Here is a 17,306-nt window from a genome sequence, read left to right as displayed (position 1 = left end):
AAGCCCTGGCAGGTAGTTCTGCCGGGGCTTTTTGTTTGCATGTTCTAGGTTGTGAGGAACTGCTTGATGGCCATGCCACATAGCTTCGGTTGCTCTTTGTGGACTTCGTGCTCCGCAAATGGAATATTCATAAAAGAAGCCTTGTCATTAAGTCGAGCTTGTAACGCTGTGGCCTCTTCTAGTGAAAATAGGAAATCTTTATCTCCGCGTATGACCAGTGTCGGGCATTGTATTTTGCTAACGTAGTGATGTGGGTACCCATCGTTGCTTTGGTCTAACCAGAGTGTCTTAATTTTGGTAACGAGTTTCTCGAAATCAGGCATAGGATTGAGGTAAAAGTAGCGTTCTATACTGTCCGGAAACATGGCAATCCAATCTTCGGTTGTGAGTCCAGCTAGAATTTCTGTTGAAGGGTCATTATTTTCAAGGCGCCACTGCGAGCCAATAGTGATGAGTTTTTTCACTCGGCTTGGGTTGGCTGCGGCCAGACGATAACCGACGATTCCTCCATCGCTAAAGCCTAGAATCGAGAAGGTATCGAGGTTCAAGGTTGCGATCACTTGTTCGATATCGCGCTGGTATTGTGCGTAGCTTAGGGGGACATCGCCTAACGTTGATTGGCCATGTCCACGAAGATCAATGCTGAAGACGGCATAGTGAGCCGGAATATAGGGGTGCAGGGGTAGTAGGTCATGCTGGCAGCCCAATCCCCCGTGAAGCAATATAAGCGGTTCTCCCTTTTCGTTACCGTGCTGGGTAACGGCTAGGCGGGCATCGTCGATGTCGATAAAAGTTGCTTGCCCGGAAGAAAGGCTAACCATGTTGATTCCTCTTTAAGTTGAAATATCCTGCATTGGATGTTCCTAACGGAAAGAGTATCGGTAAGGTTATGTCAGATACGTTGTTTCCGTAACGATGTGGGGGAAAAGCAGGCGATAAGTGCAAAATAGACGCGCAAGTATACCGTGCTAACCCAATAGCCAGACTAGAACTAATGGCTAACTTTGTGGTATTGCTCAAGAAAAAAGGCCATCTAATTGATGGCCTTTGATTTACGTGATAATGAATGGCGTTAGCTAGCTGTTTGTTCTTCCTGCTCTTCTGCTTTTTCACGAATACATTCGTTAAACACCTTACGTGCTTCTTGGGCTTCTTCTGACGCAGCAATCTTGTTTTCTTTGGCTGTCATGGCCTCGTCGGTCAGTTGGCGTAGCTCCTCGATAAAGGCTTCAGGGGCATCGTTGGTATCGAAACTGGATTCGCCATTGGCAATGGCATGCTCGCGAATTTTCTTCTTCAGTTTCCATACCTTGTACAGTGCTTCTCGTTCAGCTTCAGCGGCTGCCTGGGCGATTTCTTTCAGTTCTTCAAATTTAGCGAACGCTTGGCCTTCTTGTGACCAAGGGTCTATTTCAGGCAGTTCCTCGATATTGATGACGGGATCGACATAGCCCTCTTGGAGGGTTAGATCGAGAGTCGCAGCCTTGACGGCAGACATCATCAGCATCACAGCGATTACCAGTAGCGGAAGGCCACCGACGATAGCGGCAGTTTGCAACGTGGCCAAGCCGCCCATAAATAGCAGGACAGATGGCATGAAAGAGAGCGCGAAAGCCCAGAACAGACGGTTCCAGCGCATTGGATCTTCGGTGACGTTGTTTTGTACAACCGAGGCAAGGATGAATGAGATAGAGTCGAAAGTCGTGGCTGTGAAGATAAGGCACAGCAGGGTAAAGACGGCGATCACTATGGTGCTGAATGGCAATTGCTCAAGAATCGAGAAGATTGCCTTGTTTGCTCCGTGCTCGTTAAGGATACCTACGACATCCAGCTGGCCTGATAGTTGCAGCGACAGCCCGAAATTGCCAAGGATGATGAAGAACAGGAAGCAACCCATAGAACCAAAGAAGATAGAGCCGGTCACCATTTGCTTGATAGTACGGCCGCGAGAGATGCGGGCGACGAAAAGACCCATGCTAGGCGCAAAGACAAGCCACCATGCCCAGTAGAAAATGGTCCAGTCCTGAGGGAAGTGGGTATCCTTGAAGTTGCCGTAGCCACCGAAAGGTTCAGCCCAGGTCGCCATGACAAAGAAATTGGATAGCATACGGCCAAGTGCATCCAGACCTGTTTCCAGCATGAAAATAGTCGGGCCGCAGATCAGAACGAACGCCAATAGCCCCATCGCGCCCCAGAAGTTAATGTTACTGAGGAACTTGATGCCTTTTTCCATTCCGGCATAGGCAGAATAGGCAAAAATAGCGGTACAAAGCATCAAGACGACAATTTGGGTCGGGGTATTTTGAGGAACGCCGAATAGGTAGTTGGCACCTTCGGTGATCATGGGGGCTGCAAGACCAAGAGTGGTTGCGCCACCGCCAAGCAGACCGAAAATGAACAGTACGTCTATCAGTTTGCCTTGCCAGCCGAAGCTGCGTTTTTCACCGATAACTGGCATCAAGGCTGCCGATACTTTCAGTACGGGCTGTTTCCGCACATAGAAGAAGTAGGCAATGGGTAGAGCTGGAACCAAGTAGATAGACCATGCTATAGGCCCCCAGTGGAACAGGCCGTAGGTAGCCGCCCATTGGATAGCCTCATCGCTTCCCGGTGCAAGCTGGAATGGTGGTGATTGGTAATAGTAAGCCCATTCGATCGTCCCCCAAAACAAGATACTGGCACCGATACCACCGCAGAAGAGCATTGCTGCCCATGAGGCGGTTGCGAATTCAGGCTTCTCGTCGGGGTCGCCAAGTTTGATCTGACCAATATCAGAGAAGATTATGTAGATCATAAAGAAGAAAGCCGCCACGCCTAATGCTAGGTAAAGAAAACCCAGCTTATCGGTCATAAAGGTTTTCGCGATAGCAATCCATTTCGCACCTTGTTCGGGAAAGAGAAGAAGCGGTACGACGACGGATATGAGTAGACCAACCGCGCCAAAAAACGTTGGCTTGTCGATTAGCTCAAAATGTTTTTTCGCAAACATATTAGCTCCTGCAAATATAAATCCTTGTTTGTGAATTAAATGATCTTGCTAATACGAGCTGATAACAAGTTGCGTGATTTATGGTCACAATTAAAATCTGGAATGAAACATTTGTTTATTCTTTCTTTGCCGATATTTTCTGGTTGTAAATTACTTCTGGTACTAAGTAGAGTAGGGAATGGCTTGTGTTGAGTGATAATTGAACTAAATGTGATTGATATATGCTCAGTGGTGTTTGGTTTGGATGGGCGATAATTTTGTCAAAGTGTGAACTACGGACTGTGGACTACGGCTAGGTATAGTTCGTCTATATTATTGAATTTGATTGTGAGCGTATGTTTGGACCTTGTTGTCGCATTTGTCCAATACATTCATGGTATAAGGTTTTATGATAGCCTGAGGTTTGTTTTTAGAGTTATACCATGAATTATGTTGCGTTAAAGCGTGGCGAAGCCGTGCCACTTCAAAGCATTTGTGATACCGAAAAGGGGGCGAAATCTAGCCTGAGTGTCACACTGATTTCCGATCGCGATATGGTCGATCTTGTGAAGATGCTCGATGATCCCAAGGTTATCGAGTATCTGTTCTTTGCACCGGCTCCGGTTGAAGTCTATGAGGCCTTTTTTATGCCGATTATTACCGAGACCCAAGATGCCATTCGCTCGGGGGAATGGCCGCGTCATCCTACTGTGGTTGTTCGAGATGACAATGACCGGTTTATGGGGATGGCCGGATTGTCGCAAATGATGTTCTTGCCGGGTAACTACGATATGGGCTATCAGCTTCCTGCGCATGCTTGGCAGCAGGGCATTGCCACTGCATTGTGTCAGTTGATGACGGATATCGCGTTTAATGAGATGGCCGCTTATAAAGTGACAGGCAGCTGCTATGGTCAGAATATTGCCTCAGCGAAGGTTTTGGAGAAATGTGGTTATGTCCATGAAGGGCGTTCAGTGGGTTATTATCCGCTCCGGGATGGGTTTGACGACCGCCTGTATCTAGGGATGACGGCGGAACAATATGCCAGCGCTAGTTAGAGATATTCAAGCTAGTACAGACAAATAGCCCGCTATAGCGAGATAGCGGGCTTTTTGATGGCAGAGCCAAAATTAGAGCGTTGGTGTCACATCCTGAACATGAAAGCTGCCTTTGTCGAGAGGGCGGGTAACTTCCTTGCTGGTATTGAAATTGATCTTGCCAAGATCAACCTGCTTGATGGTACTGTCTCGCATTGTTTTGTAGTACAGCTTGCCGTTGGTTTGGTCGATAACCGATGTCCATTGGGTCGCACTTGGCAGATCCGGAATGTATTTCTTCTCGTTGAATTCAATACCAATTGGCAGATCGAAATTGTTCAGGATATGGAATGCCTGTGATACGGCTTCATCACTGGAATGAAGGTCTGGTGCTGTGTTGACAAAAAATGCCGCGCGGACAAAGCGTGACGGTGGGGTGATATCGCCAGGTAGGCCAAGTGCGCCCGAACCGACCCCAAACGAGAAAGCGTTAACACCATTGATTTGTTGGCCTTTGCTGACACCCGGATGCATATTGATATAGTTGTTCAGGTTAGTGAGGTGCCACTGGTAATCCGGCGCATTGGTCAGAACTTGAGCGATGTTTTTGTGGATGTGGATCTGTCCGTGATCCATGATTTCAATCACGATATTGTTACCTTGTTTATCGGCAACCCGCCAGTGGGCAGTCGGGGACGGATTGCCTTTGTCGTCCATGTAAACCGGTACAATCTTGATTTGGGCAAGGGCCTTTTCGACCTCATCGATGCTGCTGAATTGGGAGAGCATCCAGCGTACAAAGTCCATGTCGGTAATGTTATTGGCCACGTTACTTGGATCATATTTGGCCAGCGAGCCGTAGTTTTTGAAGTAGAACAGCCCCGCCGATAGCCCCGCCTCGTTTACCCCTTCTGCAATGAAGCGATCATCACTGACTGAAATACCGGTAAAGCCATATTTTGACTCCCAAGTAAGACCTTTTTTCTGATCCGGCAGAACCGATGTATAGCTATGCTTGCGTGGCGAGATCACCAGTTTGCTGTTGAGATCGTTCTCGCCCCATTCGATTGTCCGGGCCTGAATATAATCATCGTTGGTCGTGGTCAGAGATATACCGGTGCAGGCACTGGCGGTATAGGCAAGGCAAGATGCGACAAGCGCCGCGGCTAACTTCAGTTTCATTGTTTCATCCTTTTTGCGAATACTGCATATATACGCTTTATTGAACATTTAAGGTAGCTGTTTGTTGTATTGTTTATTGTCACTATCTGGCAATAAAAACAGACAGTATTTAGCTGTAACCCTTGCTTAGGCATGACTCGGTTATAAGGCGTATCGTTGACATTGTTTGATTATCAAACTAACCTTCTATCAAATAATTTGATAATCAAACAAATGGAGTCGCCGTGTATTTCCCAACTGAACATCAACATTACTTCTCTGAGCACAACAAGAAAGGGGAAAGGCGAACACTTTACGTTTTGTTGCTAACCGTTACGGCAATGGTTGCTGAAATAGTGGCCGGAACCGTCTTTGGTTCGATGGCGCTTTTGGCTGACGGTTGGCACATGGGGACTCATGCGGCGGCATTCTGTATTACGTTATTTGCGTATCGTTATGCGAAGAAACACGCTGGTACTGATAGATATTCGTTTGGTACTGGAAAAGTGAGTGTGTTAGGCGGCTATACCAGTGCTATTGCCTTGGGGATTGTGGCTCTACTTATGCTGGTTGAGTCTGCTCATCGATTGGTGAATCCGCAGCCCATTCAATTTAACGAAGCAATCGGTGTCGCGTTTATCGGTTTGTTGATCAATGTGCTGAGTATGTACCTTCTTCATGGTAATGATCATCATCATGATGGGCATTCGCATGGGCATTCGCATGGGCATTCGCATGGGCATTCGCATGGGCATTCACACCATCATGATCATAATTTGAGAGCGGCCTATCTGCATGTTCTGGCAGATACGCTGACATCGGTATTGGCTATTGTTGCCTTGGTAATGGGGAAGATCTACGGCTGGAACTGGCTTGATGCCGCAATGGGGATGGTTGGAGCGGTGGTCATTGGCAAATGGACACTAGCTCTGATTTGGCAGACATCACCCATTCTTTTGGATGAAAGCATTGCTCAGGATTACAAGGCATCAATAGTGGCGGCATTATCACCTGATGCTAACGTAAAAGATATTCATGTGTGGCGTATTAGTGCTCATCACTATTCAGCGGCGATTATCATTGAGTCCAATAGCAATAAAACAATTGATGACTATAAACAATTGTTGGCGGAGTTTGATAAGATTCATCATCTTACTCTTGAAATGCACTCATCGACCCTATGTACAAGTTAGAACCGCTGAATCAATTGTTAACGGAGTTTTATGACAAGATGTCTTCTTGGGAGATGTCGGTTGTAAAAGAAACCGGTTATTCGCTAGCACAAATCCACACTATTGAGGTGCTGGGTATACATGGTGCGATGCGGATGAAAGAGCTGGCGCAAAAATTAGGTATCACGACGGGGACCTTGACGGTACAAATTGAGAAGCTGGTGAATGCCAACTTGATTGAGCGTGATGCCCATCCTGATGACCGCCGTTCGATTGTCGTGCGTTTAACTGGTGACGGGGAGAAAATTCACCGACTCCATAATCAATTACACTTGGATTTGGTGAAAGATCTTACTCGAAATATTGAGCCTGAACATGCCGCTATTTTGGTTGAGTGTCTTGAAAAAATGAATCAAGAATTCTAATTCTGCTTTAATTACCCAGCGATATGCCTAGTCGTGATGAAGTGCAACCTTGTCTACGTTTTTGGCTTTCGCTGGCCGCATCTGCTGGTGGTGCTTATTGCCAAAGGTTTTGCATCAATGTTGAACTGATGCGATGCGCATCATACTGATGCGTTTTGGTGTAACCACTGTGTATGCTACGATCTCTTTGTATAAATAAACAAGGAATATTATGCTCACGGCCTTGGCGATTAATAACTATCGCTCCATTCCTAATTTGGTGATCCCACTGGGACCGCTAAATGTGATCACAGGTGCCAACGGTAGCGGCAAGTCCAATCTCTATAAGGCGTTCGCGCCACTAAAAATGGGATTATTATAGTAACATAGCGGCCTCCGAACGTTTCTTACTCAGGCTTACCAAGTGTGGCAGAGTCTAATGGAAGGGAGTCCATGTTATTCGTTATGGCTTCAAGAAATTTGTCGAAATAACAACACTAATATTTTTGGGCGTTGTTGACTAAAAGCATAACTATACATTTTTATTTTTGTTATTTAGAACTTGTGACTATCTATAATTTTATAATCGATGAAATTAGTGCCCTCATGCAGCAAATTATTATCTTAATTTCGATAGTACTAGTGGATAGTTCTTTTTGTCAACAACGCCGTCTTTTTGATGTTTGAGTAATTGTGTTATGTATGTCAGCTACGACACAGTTATTGATTTCTATTATGGTGATATAGGATACAATGCATTAATTAATAAAACTAAAAATACAGCCGATATTGTGAAAGTAACTGTGTTTATAATTATCTGCTTACTCATTGTTAGTCCTTGTTTATATACAATAACTATAACTGATAACAATGTGAATGGAATTAAAAGACCATAGTAATTAATAACGTTATCAACTAATGATGAATTCATCAGTAAATTTGAATGAGGAAATAGAGATTGACTTATTTCTTGAAATTCATCTCTTGAAAGGATGATGAAAGACATTCCCAAGAGTAAAAAAACATGAATGATAATGATTGATTTGTTAATTGTTTTTAGCATAATCCAGAACTCTTTTATGCAATAAATTGATAGCGTATTTTACCGTATATTTTTGTTGTAGCTAGTTGGAAAGCATTAATGTGATATTTACCAATTACCGTAATTGAATCACTATTTCCATCAATAATTTTAAAATTTATATCGACTTTACCATTACTAAAAGGCGATATTTTTATTTCAATGCCGGTCTTTTTACCAAACAAAAATTCATGTTTTAGTCTATCAATAGATGTTTGTTTGGTAACTTTGATCCAGTCTGTAACAACATGACCTACAAAAACTGTACATGATTCATTTCCAAAAGATAGCATATCTATAGTGCTATAAATATGAGCGAGAGCATTACCATGATTAGGCCGTGTCTCTATATAACAACCTGAAAATAGATTAAATCCAAATGATGTTTAGGGATATTAATGCTAAGCCCACTAACTCTAATTCTTATTTCCATATATTACCAACTAATCTAAATTAAGTGGAGAACAATATTAAACAACAAAATTTGTTGGTTGATGTGGGTAATGTTTATTTTATGGATTCATATCAAAGAAATGTTGATATATGTAATGAATGCTATAGAAGATATGGAGATGTATCACGCAGTTAGCACTTTTCTTATGTATATTTGAGTGTCACTTTGTTTGATGATAACATTTATTAAATATGGTTGGTGTATCTCATTGGTTAGGTGTTTAAAAGGGACATTTTAATTTAATCATTAAGGGAAATGAAAAAATAATTAATGCTCTTCATTTGAGAGTTCATGAAACTTTTAAGAGTCGAGAGAAAAACATTCACAAATATAGGGAGTGGCAGTCTGCATGTGAAGAATTCCATTCCAACTACGATACTCTAGCTTTTCCTGGTGGATTTATACTACACGGTGATCCTCAGGCTATCGAGGCAGCACTTTGCTTTATCGAGATTAGACCTTATTTTTTCGGTCTGGTTATATGTATAAAGACTTATTGCGAAAGCTTGGTAAGGCTCCATTGAAAGATAATGATATTGCTAGGTTACAGTTTATAAAAAAATCGTATGAAGAATATCGCAGTAATAGAAATACTCCCGGATAATTTCATCGCTGATACATAAGCATAGCGCTACATAAAAGATAGCTAGCAAGGTCGATATGGCAGCGAGAGTGACAAGGTATAGTCTTGAATCTAGTCAGAATGACCCATGCCAAAATCTGGATAAGTGGCATTTATATGATTTATTATGTGCTATCATTTACCGCTCAAATTTATAGAGTGTTATTATGCAACTAATTCCTTTGTTAAAACAGCCGAGAATTCACTGACGATTATAATGTTTTTATAGATTAATTATATATAACATTAGTTTGAGGTTAGGAATGCAAAAGAAACATTGGTCAAAATTTCAATTGTTGCATAAGGTGGTAACGAACGCCAATATCATCATAAAGGGAACACATAGTTATTACAGTGATTGCTGGGATAAGGGATTTGAAGAGTCGGTCGTCCGATATCTGCATGGTGATGAAATTAGTCGTAATTGGGAGCCACGGTGGGATATCGACAAACTCTATATTGGCGATTATGTTTGTATTGCTGCTGAAGTCGTTATATTGATGGGCGGAAATCATACTCATAGAGCGGATTGGTTTTGTTTATATCCATTTATGGATGTTATCGATGAAGCATATATAGGTAAAGGTGACACTCATATTGGTGATGGTGCATGGCTTGGAATGAGATCAATGATAATGCCAGGTGTAAGTATCGGTGAGGGCGCGATAGTGGCCGCTAATAGCGTCGTGACAAAGGATGTTGAGCCATATAGTGTAGTTGGTGGTTTACCAGCTAAATTTGTTAAATACCGATTTGATCGTACTGTTATCAATGATTTATTGCAATTGAAAATATATGAGTGGCCAGTAGAAAAATTTGAGGTCCTTAGGAGATATTTGTGTGCTTCAGATATTCAACAACTGAAATGTGCAGCTTTCGCTTATGATGAGGAAAATAGGCTGCGATGACCATACAATGCTTTTCTGATTGTTAGTGGAACGTAATGTGCAGCGATTAATTTGCTTGCCTCTTCAAAACGCCCGATTAATTCGGGCGTTTTGCTAGGTGGTAGTAGCTAGTTTTGCCACCGCATAGTGATGGGTTGCCAGCGGTTTGGCGTACGTGGTTTTGTTTTGTTGGGGCTCTCTGCCTGATATTCGACAAAGCCAAGTTTGCGGTAGCAGCGAAGGGCGGGTGTATTGTGGGCAAACACGTTCAAGGTGATATCGGTTGCACAGAGTTTACTCTGCGCATAGTGGATAGCAGTATTGATCATCTGCTTGCTGTGCTGCTGGCCGCGGTAGTCTTCGGCAATAAAGACTCGGCATAGCCGGTAGCTGGTGTCGGATACCTTGAACAGTTCGATAAATCCGGCATGTTGCCCATCAACTGTAAACAGAAAGGGAATGACTTCCTTTTTGGAATAATGCAAATCGAGCTGGCGGAAGGTTAGTGGATACTGGAATGTGCTTCCGCTCCAAAGAACGTTAAGCTCATCGGAGTCAATCCATTCGGTGAGTTGCCAGTAGTCGTTTTCAGTAAAGGCTTTTAGACCCATTGCGGTAACGTTTTTGTTCTCCTAATAATAATGGGCGGGAAAATACCCCAGAATGCGCCAATTAGAAAGAGATTGCGCTTCTTTTTGTTGATGTTTAGGGGAGATTCTCGTCCGAATCGTTTTCCCATTGTATTTTCCGTTATTGAACGATTGGATTTATGGGTGGATGATTGGTTTGTTTTTCAAATAGCCGGATAAACGGTTTGATTGTCGGCAGGGCGATGATGATGGCGAGCACATGTAAGGCCGTCAGTTCTACTGTATTGCCATAGAGCCACTGCCCGGCAATGTTGCCGAGCGCAAAAGCAGCGATGCCGAGTATAGTTAGGCAGAGTAGTGTTTTGAAAACAAAGATGTAGGCTTGAATCATTGTGCAAATCCTTTTGCTGATGTTCAAAATAAGAAAACAGCATCATCATGGCACTGTTATCGGATCATTGCTGAAGTCATCAGCGAGTTTTGCAAGCAGAGGGAATTTTTTCTTTTGAGATGCAGATTGGTGGCAGGCAAGATGGGAGATGTCTCTGATAATTATTTATAAAGCCCTTATCGCTAGTGTGGCCTCTCTTTGGGAATATGCTCAATAGAATAGTAAACGAGAGCGATCTACCGAGAGGCCTTCTTTTGGGTGGTTAAGTTATACGGTAATGTTACGTGCGTGCTTTTACCAAGAAGCGTTTGAAGAAGTCCGTAAGATCAACGGAAGCGAGATCAGTAAATTCACCAGCATCATAGAAGCGTCCTTTGCAAGTCGGGCAGCTCTCGTACCAGATATGTGGTTGTTTGGCATCGACCATGCGCAATAGGGAATTGTTGGGGCATACCGGGCATTCAACTTTGTCGATTTCGTTGAAGCGTTTCCCCAGTGATTTATGGCCGATATCGATATCTTTGGCCAGAGGTTTCATATCTTCAATTTCATAGCTATCTAGCCATAGTCCTTTACAGGCGGTACAGCGTTCAATGTCTCCCATTGCGGTAGTAATGTGCTCGAAAGGGTTGTGACATTTAGGGCATTTCATGGAAGCTCCTTGCGAAATATGTTTCGCCCAACTTACTCTGAAATGCATAGGTTTGAAAATTCAAGGTGCTAATTTGCGACATATATGCTCAAGCTTGCCTATTTTGGCTGATTTTCCTGTCTTTTCTGTCCGCTAGGAGTAAACAGGGGCCGGATGTTATTTTGGAATGCGCTATAGGTATGTAGTGTGGGTTTCGCCCGCTTTTTTGATATATCTGGCATTGCAGTTGATAGGAAATGTGCCTAGGATGGGGCTGTTTATACATTCAGGATTGGTCGTTATGGCTGATCTCGGCAAGACATGGAGTTGTACCAAGATGGTGGCTAAAGTAGATATTGCGCCGCAGATCCGAGATGGGCAAATGGGCCCGCAGTTTTCCGAGTTGATTCAAGGCTATTGGCGCCTTGGTGCATGGAATATGACCCCGCAGCAGCGGTTAACTTTCCTTAAGCAGCATATTGAGCTAGGGATTTCCACTGTTGATCATGCAGATATTTACGGTGATTATCATTGCGAGCAGCTGTTTGGTGAGGCAATGGCGATAGAGCCGAGCATCCGTGACCAGATTGAGATAGTAACTAAGTGTGATATCAAGCTGTGCTCAGGCCTGTTCCCAGATCGTAAAATCAACCATTATGATACCGGCAAGGCTCATATTATTGAGTCGGTCAATAATTCTCTGGCACGCCTTAATGTCGAGAATATCGATGTACTGCTGATCCACCGTCCGGATGTGCTTATGAATGCTGACGAGGTGGCAGAGGCATTTGGCGAGCTTAAGCAACAGGGCAAGGTTAACCATTTTGGTGTCTCTAACTTTACCCCATCGCAGTTTGAATTGTTGCAGTCCCGTCTTGATGCGCCTCTTGTTACCAATCAGGTTGAGATTAACCCGCTGAATTTTGATGTATGCCATGATGGCACGCTGGATATGCTGCAGATGAAGCGGATCAAGCCGATGGCGTGGTCATGTCTGGCTGGCGGGGATATTTTTTCCGGTAACAGTGAACAGGCTGTGCGTGTTCGTACCGAGCTTGAGGTAATTCGCGACGAAGTAGGGGCCGCAAGTATCGATCAGGTGATTTATGCCTGGGTTCGTCGACTGCCTTCACAGCCATTGCCGATCATCGGTTCGGGTAAGATAGAGCGCGTGCAGGCGGCGGTTGATGCCCTTTCTATTACCTTGACGCGTGAGCAATGGTATCGCGTGTGGGTAGCCTCGAAAGGTCACGGTGTGCCATAGTCGTTATGTGATTGACGATAGTTGCATGGCAATAGTCAATAAAGCATAGAAAGAAGAGAAAGGGCCGTGAAGGCCCTTTTTGTTTTTCTACCAGCAGTGCTTGTAGCTTTTTTTCTGGGCGCACTCAGCGGTCTTAAGCGCATCGCTGAAAGTTTCGTCGTGGGGGTAGGCATCGGCCAGTTCACGGAAGGTTTCTACCGCCTTGGTCGTTTGCTTCTGGTTGTAATACGCCCATCCTTTGATTTCGGCCATACCCACATCCTTGCCATAGTTCATTTCAAATTGGTTCGTTTTATCAATAACGTAGGCATAGTCTTGAAGCTCATAGGCATTGAGAATCGCCTTGGCTTCTCTTTGTTTGGTGTAGAGCATCCGCTGGCTAGGATCGGGCAGGTTATAGGCAAGGTATTCGGCTCGTTGCTCGAATCCGGCTTTGTTGAGTGCCAATGTGTAGCCATATTGGGTGTTGGTGTAGTCCTTATCATTTTTCGGTAGGGTCTTTAGGGCTTTCTCAAAGGCGCGGGTTGCGGTCATTGGACGGTCGAGTTTGTACCATTGCCAGCCCGCAAGGGCCTGTTGTTGTGGGGTTAGCGATGGGAGTTTGTCCAACAGCTTCAGGCAGGATTGAGGATCATTTTTGCAGGCTTTGGCAAGTGCTGGTGAGCCTTGGCCTTGGTTGAGTTTGGTCAGAGCCGGATAGCGTTTTGACCATTTCGACTTGAGCTGCTCGGCATCGTCTGTTTGTCCCATACGTTGCAAGCTGAGGATTTTCCCTTCAATTTGTTTGCGGCTGGGTTGCGATGACCAATTAATGGATTGGTTGAACCAGGATAGCGCCTTGGCGGGTTGCTTCTGGCGTAGGTATTGCCAGCCAAGCAGTTCGGCTCCCTTGGCGTCTTTGATGGTGCTGATTTGCTGGCTAGCCTGTTGAGTCTGCTGGGACGAAAGACGGCGTTTGCCTAGTTGGTTCAAATTCACTTGGTAGGTCAGCTTGCTATAGGCATTGCTGTCAAAGCCGCTACTGTTGCGGTATCGCGCGAGGATATCTGTCCCGTGGCGAGACTGGGTCCATGCCAGCGTTTTTTGGGTAGTCGCTAAAGCATGCTGGGGGCAATTTTGCAAAAGGGCTGTGAGTTTTTGTTTGGCTTTGGGGCCATATCCTGATTGGGTTTCGAACTGTAAATCCAGCCATGCCCATTGGATTCGTTCGCAGTTAGACCATTGCGGGTTTGCCGCCAACAGTGCACGGGCCTGCGGGGTATTTCGGCTTTCGACTGCCTGGTTGAGCTGGCTCAGTGCGGCCTGATAGCTGATTTCTCCGTTGAGGTTGTCTGATACATTCTGGCTGGAAGCAGCTTGCTGGGCGGCTTGCCAGCCTTCTTTTTCTAAGATCTCCCAGATTGGACTTTCGTCATAGCCGCTGTAGGTTTGGGGGGGATTGATCTTAACGGACACTTGGCTTTCGAGGAGTTGGACATGGCCCTGCTCGTTGGCAAGCACCGGGGCTGCGAGAAGCAGGGGGAGTAATGACAGTTTCATTGGCAATACCTCTCGTAAAAAGCAATATGGGAGAAAATGATCAGGCTGGCAGAGTAGTAATCATCCGACAGAGTGGGTTCGGGAAGGACACTGCGATGTTTGTAATCCTCGTTGCTGAGCTGAACCAGAGCAGCAATGGCATTTGCGCCGCTTGGGGCTCGGTAGTTCGCCATGGTGTTGGTTTCCACATCGACCCACGCGCGGTTGTATTTTTTGAGCCAGCTACGATAGTGGTCATTGATGGCGTTGTCGTATCCCCCCCAGATCAAGTACAACGGTATGCGGTAGCTGGCATAACTAAAGCGGGGAGGGAACTGCTGGGCTGGCTCCCATTGGTTATTGCGGTATTCGATCCAGTCTGAAGGGAGGGCATGTTGTCCGAACTGACTTTTCTCGAGAATTTTCATTCCTCCATCGTTGAGACTTTGCCAGCGGGCATTGAATTTTGCGAAGTCGTTAAAGGCCGGGTAAACCCAATAGGAAGGGTTTACCACAGTCGATGATGGATGCTCGAAGCCATAGCCTGCGGGCAGCAGTGCGGTGTGTTTATCCAAAGTCACAAGGTGGGTATCGGCCAATGCGTTGATGATGGCTGCTGCCTGTTCGCGATAGCGGTTTCCCGGCCATACTTCTTCGGCTTTTAGCAGAGCCCAGGCGATAAAGATATCGCCGTCGCTGGCATTGTTGCGATCCGGGATATGGGGTGTGGCAGATTGCCACTTCCAAGAGAACAGTTGATCGCTATCGCGTTGGAGGGTTTGTTGCGTCCAGCGCCATATGGCACGGAAACTGGCATGGTCATGAAAGAAGGTTGCCATGACCATGCCGTAGCCTTGGCTTTCGCTGTGGCTGATGCTGTTATTGCCGTTATCAACTACCCTGCCGTCCGATGTGACGAACTGCTGCTTGTAAAGCGCCCACATGTCCGAGTCTTCCCGGATATTGCAGCCATGAACGCTGTTGAAAACCGAGGAATGGCTGAGTAGTGGCACCGTCGCGAGTACAAGAGGGAGCCATTTCATGATTTTTTCTCCAGCCCTCGGAACATGAACCATGCCAATGCGAGCAGTAGGGTAAAGAGCAGGAACGGCATGCTGAGTGGATGGGCGATAAATCCGGCGCGAAGTAACTGACGATCCGTCGCTCGGCTTGGCACCGTTAGCTCGATGGTTCCGGTTACTGCGCTGCTAGGCTGGCTGAGATAGATGGCCATTTCTTGTGTCAGAGCCTGTTCGTTTGCGGTAGTGAAGCTGATGCTGCGCCATCCGTTGCTCAGTGTCGTTAGGGTAGCGAAGCTATTTCCTGCTTGCCCCCATTGTGTTGATTGGCCGGGATACTGGAAAAATTGGCTCTGGCTATTGATGGGCTCACCCGTTGTGCTTTCTGCCATGTCGGAGAGCAAGTTGTTGCGCAAGCGGTTAAGTAGACTATTCGTATCGCTGGGGGCTGGGGGGAGCGTGTCACCGCTGGTGCCAACATTGAAGTTGAGGTTGAACGGGCGTAATTGGGTGGTACTGTCGGTAACCAGCAATTCGGTCATCGGCTGGCGGGCCTGAAAGGCAAGGTGACTTAGCAGTTGCCAGACATCGCCAAAATCACTGTTTTGGGCATAATTGAGTGTCACTTGAGCATCACTGCCATTGTTTTCGGTGATGAATAACAACTGATCGGCGGGTAACTGTTGCTCATATCTGGTGAGGTAATTGACCCATGCACCGAACTGAACCGCAGAGCTATCGCTGATATGGGCAATGAAGGGAGTGATATTGCCAGTCTGGCTAGGTACAGTTTGTTGTTCAGGGCCGTAAAGCTCAATACTAATGTTGTTTAACCCTGGGCGAAGCATGCTCATCGGGAAACTGAGGCGGTAATGCTGCATGTTGCGCCAGTAGCTGGCCCGTAGAGGCATGCTGTTGGCATAGTCGCCGTTGACACGAATGACCATCGCCGCTTCACCGGGTGCAACTTTTGGATGGGTTAGGACAAGATTGATGTGAGATTGCTCTTCTTTGTTAACCAGAAAATTCGCTGGCATCATTAACGGAATGGTTAATGGCTCATCCCCAAATCTTTGCTGCTGGGTAAAAAGGTTGACAGGGTATTCGGTGTCGCTGGCAACCTGAGGCTGGTCATTGGTACTTTGTGCGGCGATCATGCCGTAGGTTTGATTCGGTAAATGAAAAGCCGGGTTAGCAAAGAGTTTGCTGGACTCAAGCAGCTCTTGTTCATTTCGGCCGGATACGATGATCCGCCATTGCTTCTGATGATAGTGCAAGGCCATATAGGGCCCGTTAATCGCATCCAGATAGTTTTGTGGCAGGCTGGCATGTTTTGCCAGCGCATCTGGTAGGCCATAAATCAGTTGGATTTTGCTCTTGTGGCTAAAATCGCTGTGTTCATTGTTGCGGGTATAAAAGCGGTACTGATAGTCGCTGCTTCCACTTCGCAATGTCCACCCTTGTACCAACAAGCCTGCAATTGTTAAATCCCCTTGGGCATTATCGGGTAATAGGCTGATCAGCTGTACCGGCTGGTCATGCATTTGGCCGCTGCTGATCAGTGCTGCTGCACTTTCAAGGGTCGGCGATGTTTGCGTTGGATAGTAACTGAACTCAAAGAATGATTGGTTGGCTAACAGTTCGGTGACTGCTTCGGCAGCATTGACTCGTTGTTCGGTTAAGCTGAGTGATCCTGGTAGCTGATGACGGACGGCAACGGTCAGGGTATTTCCGTAGCGGTTGAGCAAGTCGGGGGTAAGGGAGATGACAACCTGCTGCGGATTGCCATCCGGTTGGAGTTGGATATTTGCGAGTGCTTTTTGACCAAGGCTCACCCAGAGGTTAGCGATGTCGATTTTTCCTGAATGGGTCATGGTTAGCGATAGCTTGATTTCTTGCGCTTTTTGGGTATCCAAAATAGTTAGCGGAAAGCTGATTTTGTCCCATTGTCCCCGCAGAGTGGTATCGCGGCCTGGCGGCAATAGAATGTTGAGCGGGACAGTGACCGTTTCAAGCGGTGTATAGGACGAAGACGTTGTTTCTGCCTGTAGTGGCAGGCTGCTAAACGTCATTAACAGCAGGCCCAGAAGGGACGTCATTAGCGATT

General features: G+C 45.8%; 16 protein-coding genes. 6 read left to right on the top strand and 10 right to left on the bottom strand.

Going from position 1 to position 17,306, the window contains the following annotated elements:
• Positions 1 to 44: 44 nt before the first annotated feature.
• Positions 45 to 821 carry an alpha/beta fold hydrolase gene (locus ACSF8X_RS20870; protein ID WP_500851313.1) on the bottom strand — a complete coding sequence of 259 codons (777 nt, stop codon included), beginning with the start codon at positions 819 to 821 and terminating at the stop codon, positions 45 to 47.
• Between the two features lie 251 nt (positions 822 to 1,072).
• Complete coding sequence (locus ACSF8X_RS20865; RefSeq protein WP_047880393.1) at positions 1,073 to 2,989, bottom strand: BCCT family transporter; 1,917 nt, start codon at positions 2,987 to 2,989, stop codon at positions 1,073 to 1,075.
• A 422-nt stretch (positions 2,990 to 3,411) separates the two neighbouring features.
• Between ACSF8X_RS20865 and ACSF8X_RS20860 the strand changes: the two genes are divergently transcribed.
• Entirely contained in the window at positions 3,412 to 4,026 is a 615-nt protein-coding gene (locus ACSF8X_RS20860; RefSeq protein WP_047880392.1) for a GNAT family N-acetyltransferase, read from the top strand.
• Positions 4,027 to 4,098: 72 nt separating this feature from the next.
• Here the strand turns inward: ACSF8X_RS20860 and ACSF8X_RS20855 are convergent, their stop codons facing one another.
• Positions 4,099 to 5,187, bottom strand: coding sequence for a linear amide C-N hydrolase (locus ACSF8X_RS20855; protein ID WP_047880391.1), 1,089 nt, complete (start codon positions 5,185 to 5,187; stop codon positions 4,099 to 4,101).
• 224 nt (positions 5,188 to 5,411) lie between these two features.
• Between ACSF8X_RS20855 and dmeF the strand changes: the two genes are divergently transcribed.
• The 3 genes from dmeF (at position 5,412) to ACSF8X_RS20840 (ending at position 7,124) form a co-directional block, all read left to right on the top strand.
• Complete coding sequence (dmeF, locus tag ACSF8X_RS20850; RefSeq protein WP_500851312.1) at positions 5,412 to 6,359, top strand: CDF family Co(II)/Ni(II) efflux transporter DmeF; 948 nt, start codon at positions 5,412 to 5,414, stop codon at positions 6,357 to 6,359.
• A complete protein-coding gene (locus tag ACSF8X_RS20845; protein WP_047880389.1) occupies positions 6,347 to 6,763 on the top strand; it encodes a MarR family winged helix-turn-helix transcriptional regulator in 417 nt (138 codons plus the stop codon). The genes dmeF and ACSF8X_RS20845 overlap by 13 nt, the downstream gene beginning before the upstream one ends.
• A gap of 211 nt (positions 6,764 to 6,974) precedes the next feature.
• Entirely contained in the window at positions 6,975 to 7,124 is a 150-nt protein-coding gene (locus ACSF8X_RS20840) for an AAA family ATPase (RefSeq protein WP_240478356.1), read from the top strand.
• Positions 7,125 to 7,819: 695 nt separating this feature from the next.
• On the opposite strand, the gene ACSF8X_RS20835 is transcribed toward ACSF8X_RS20840, so the two are convergent.
• Complete coding sequence (locus ACSF8X_RS20835; RefSeq protein ID WP_500851311.1) at positions 7,820 to 8,116, bottom strand: hypothetical protein; 297 nt, start codon at positions 8,114 to 8,116, stop codon at positions 7,820 to 7,822.
• 1,046 nt (positions 8,117 to 9,162) lie between these two features.
• Here ACSF8X_RS20835 and ACSF8X_RS20830 point away from each other — a divergent pair.
• Positions 9,163 to 9,807: a CatB-related O-acetyltransferase gene (locus ACSF8X_RS20830; RefSeq protein WP_500851310.1), complete on the top strand. Its 645-nt coding sequence runs from the start codon at positions 9,163 to 9,165 to the stop codon at positions 9,805 to 9,807.
• Positions 9,808 to 9,914: 107 nt separating this feature from the next.
• Here ACSF8X_RS20830 and ACSF8X_RS20825 read toward each other — a convergent pair whose 3' ends face one another.
• The 3 genes from ACSF8X_RS20825 to ACSF8X_RS20815 form a co-directional block, all read right to left on the bottom strand.
• A complete protein-coding gene (locus ACSF8X_RS20825; protein ID WP_500851309.1) occupies positions 9,915 to 10,397 on the bottom strand; it encodes a GNAT family N-acetyltransferase in 483 nt (160 codons plus the stop codon).
• 139 nt (positions 10,398 to 10,536) lie between these two features.
• Positions 10,537 to 10,767: a hypothetical protein gene (locus ACSF8X_RS20820; RefSeq protein ID WP_047880385.1), complete on the bottom strand. Its 231-nt coding sequence runs from the start codon at positions 10,765 to 10,767 to the stop codon at positions 10,537 to 10,539.
• Between the two features lie 280 nt (positions 10,768 to 11,047).
• Entirely contained in the window at positions 11,048 to 11,419 is a 372-nt protein-coding gene (locus tag ACSF8X_RS20815) for a zf-TFIIB domain-containing protein (RefSeq protein ID WP_500851308.1), read from the bottom strand.
• Positions 11,420 to 11,735: 316 nt separating this feature from the next.
• On the opposite strand from ACSF8X_RS20815, the gene ACSF8X_RS20810 reads away from it, so the two are divergent.
• Positions 11,736 to 12,662: an aldo/keto reductase gene (locus ACSF8X_RS20810; RefSeq protein WP_047880431.1), complete on the top strand. Its 927-nt coding sequence runs from the start codon at positions 11,736 to 11,738 to the stop codon at positions 12,660 to 12,662.
• An 87-nt stretch (positions 12,663 to 12,749) separates the two neighbouring features.
• Here the strand turns inward: ACSF8X_RS20810 and ACSF8X_RS20805 are convergent, their stop codons facing one another.
• From ACSF8X_RS20805 to ACSF8X_RS20795, 3 genes are read right to left on the bottom strand one after another with little or no spacing between them, the layout of a single operon-like run.
• Positions 12,750 to 14,201 carry a tetratricopeptide repeat protein gene (locus ACSF8X_RS20805; RefSeq protein ID WP_500851307.1) on the bottom strand — a complete coding sequence of 484 codons (1,452 nt, stop codon included), beginning with the start codon at positions 14,199 to 14,201 and terminating at the stop codon, positions 12,750 to 12,752.
• Entirely contained in the window at positions 14,198 to 15,223 is a 1,026-nt protein-coding gene (locus tag ACSF8X_RS20800; protein ID WP_500851306.1) for a family 8 glycosyl hydrolase, read from the bottom strand. The genes ACSF8X_RS20805 and ACSF8X_RS20800 overlap by 4 nt, the downstream gene beginning before the upstream one ends.
• Positions 15,220 to 17,298: a cellulose biosynthesis cyclic di-GMP-binding regulatory protein BcsB gene (locus ACSF8X_RS20795; protein WP_500851305.1), complete on the bottom strand. Its 2,079-nt coding sequence runs from the start codon at positions 17,296 to 17,298 to the stop codon at positions 15,220 to 15,222. Before ACSF8X_RS20795 ends, ACSF8X_RS20800 begins: the two co-directional genes overlap by 4 nt.
• Positions 17,299 to 17,306: the final 8 nt, after the last annotated feature.

It is taken from the genome of Photobacterium panuliri (assembly GCF_059920555.1).
Note: the sequence above shows the minus strand (reverse complement) of the source record. Positions and strands in the feature narration are given on the sequence as shown.